Genomic DNA, 2,338 nt, shown 5'->3' on the forward strand with positions numbered 1-2,338 from the left:
CCAATATCGGTATGTACCGCGTAGGCAAAATCAACCGGTGTTGAGCCTGCGGGTAGCTCGACAATCCGCCCTTCTGGGGTAAAAACGTAAATCTCATCAGGGAACAAGTCAGATTTGACGTTTTCAATAAATTCAAATGAGTTACCGGCACTTTGTTGCAACTCAAGCAGGCTTTGCATCCAGCGCTGTGCCCGCAGTTGTGCGGTGCTGACCGGTTCGCCTTGTTGCTTGTAAGCCCAGTGTGCGGCTACCCCCATTTCAGCCATTTGATCCATATAATCGGTACGGATCTGCACTTCCACCGGCACGCCGTGCGGCCCGATCATAGAGGTATGCAGTGACTGATAGCCGTTGGCTTTGGGAATAGCAATATAATCTTTTACCCGACCCGGGCGAGGTTTGTACAGACTGTGCATCTGCCCAAGTACACGGTAACAACTGTCGACATCTTTGACGATTACGCGAAAAGCGTAAATATCCATAATGCTGTGGAATCGTTGCTCTTTGAGCCGCATTTTATGGTAGATGGAGTACAGATGTTTTTCACGTCCGCTGACTTTTGCTGGCAGCCCGACCTCTTTCAGACGACCATCAATTTCAGACAGGATCTTTTGGATCATCTCTTTACGATTACCGCGCGCTGCTTTGACCACCTCTTTGAGTACACGAAAGCGGTTGGGGTACAAAGCTTCAAAGCCCAGTTCTTCAAGCTCAGTTTTGAGATGATGAATACCAAGGCGGTGTGCTAGCGGGCTGTAAATTTCGAGAGTTTCACGCGCGATACGGCGGCGTTTATCGGGGCGCAGCGAGCCGAGTGTGCGCATGTTGTGCGTACGGTCGGCCAGTTTGATCAAGATGACGCGGATATCCTGCACCATCGCCATGATCATTTTGCGGAAGTTCTCGGCTTGCGCCTCTTTTTTATCGCGGAATTTGAGTTTATCGAGTTTTGACACCCCTTCAACCAGCTCGGCGACGCTTTTTCCAAAGCGCTCTTGCAGGTCTTGGTGGGTTATCTCGGTATCTTCAATAACATCATGCAGCAGCGCGGCCATAAGCGTTTCGTGGTCGAGATGCATCTCGCCCAGAATACAGGCCACAGCGACCGGATGGGTGATGTAAGGCTCCCCGCTGGAGCGGGTTTGGCCTTCGTGTGCATCACGCGCGATAATAAACGCCTGCCTGAGGCGTTCGATCTGATCCTCAGGCAGGTAGCGCTGTGCAACTTGGTACAGGCTTTCAAATAAGTACAAGGTCTAGGGCGCACTCAACAGAGAATTAACGACGGCCTTCTGCAATAGCGGCAACCGCTTGCAGTTCTGCTGCTTCTTGCTCTTGCTGTTCCTGACGCGCACGCGCATCAAGGATATCAGCATTGATCAAACCATCTTCGATCTCGCGCAGGGCGATCACGGTGTACTTGTCGTTCTCTTCTGGTACTAAAGGATCTTTACCTTGAGTTTGCATCTGACGCGCACGACGTGCAGCGACCAGTACCAGGTCAAAACGGTTACCAACTTTCTCAACGGCGTCTTGTACGGTTACGCGGGCCATGAATGACTCCAATGGATCCAATAGGGAAAAGACAAATGACTAGAAATAATACTCAATCCGAGCTTACTCTGCCAACAATTTGCTGATCATCGCAGAATGACGCAGGGTTTGTCGCTCCTGCTTTAGGCGTTCAGCGCGAATAATGTTCTTTAAATCAACCAGTGCTTGATCGAAATCGTCATTAATAATTAAGTAATCATACTCATTATAGTGTGACATTTCGCTGACAGCTTTTGCCATGCGTTTGGCAATGACATCACTGCTATCTTGGCCACGTCCACACAGGCGGCGCTCTAACTCTTCACGCGAAGGCGGAAGAATAAAGATGCTGCGTGCATGTGGCATCTGCTGGCGTACTTGTGCCGCACCTTGCCAGTCGATATCTAAAAAGACATCAATCCCCTGATTGAGCACTTTCTCAATCGTTGGGCGTGATGTGCCGTAGTAGTTTCCGAACACTTCGGCATACTCTAAAAATGCACTTTCACCAATCAGCGCAGTAAATTCAGCCACAGTAACAAAGTGGTAGTGTTCACCGTTGTTTTCACCCGGACGCGGATCTCGGGTGGTATGCGAAACTGAAACCTGCATGTCATACGTAGGGTGAGTTTTCAGTAATGCATTGATTAAACTAGATTTACCCGCACCGCTGGGTGCAGAGATAATATAGAGTGTACCTTTTGGCATAGTGTTGTTATCCGGTTACTGGCTGTGCGGCTGCCTGTAAATGGGCAAGAGATCATCGTTATGGCAGGGCGTTTTATCTGTGCGATTGCGATCGAGC

General features: G+C 49.7%; 3 protein-coding genes. All 3 read right to left on the reverse strand.

What is annotated here, in order from left to right; translation table 11 throughout:
- Positions 1 to 1,253 (reverse strand): RelA/SpoT family protein (locus ACRC27_RS06280; protein WP_438639437.1); only part of this gene is annotated, 1,253 nt, incomplete at its 3' end.
- Positions 1,254 to 1,278: 25 nt separating this feature from the next.
- Positions 1,279 to 1,554: a DNA-directed RNA polymerase subunit omega gene (gene rpoZ / locus ACRC27_RS06285; RefSeq protein WP_438622659.1), complete on the reverse strand. Its 276-nt coding sequence runs from the start codon at positions 1,552 to 1,554 to the stop codon at positions 1,279 to 1,281.
- Between the two features lie 63 nt (positions 1,555 to 1,617).
- Positions 1,618 to 2,241, reverse strand: a complete 624-nt coding sequence (gene gmk, locus ACRC27_RS06290; protein WP_438622660.1) for a guanylate kinase — start codon at positions 2,239 to 2,241, stop codon at positions 1,618 to 1,620.
- Between the last annotated feature and the right edge of the window lie 97 nt (positions 2,242 to 2,338).

It is taken from the genome of Plesiomonas sp., from assembly GCF_051650925.1.
Classification (GTDB): domain Bacteria; phylum Pseudomonadota; class Gammaproteobacteria; order Enterobacterales; family CAMTGL01; genus Plesiomonas.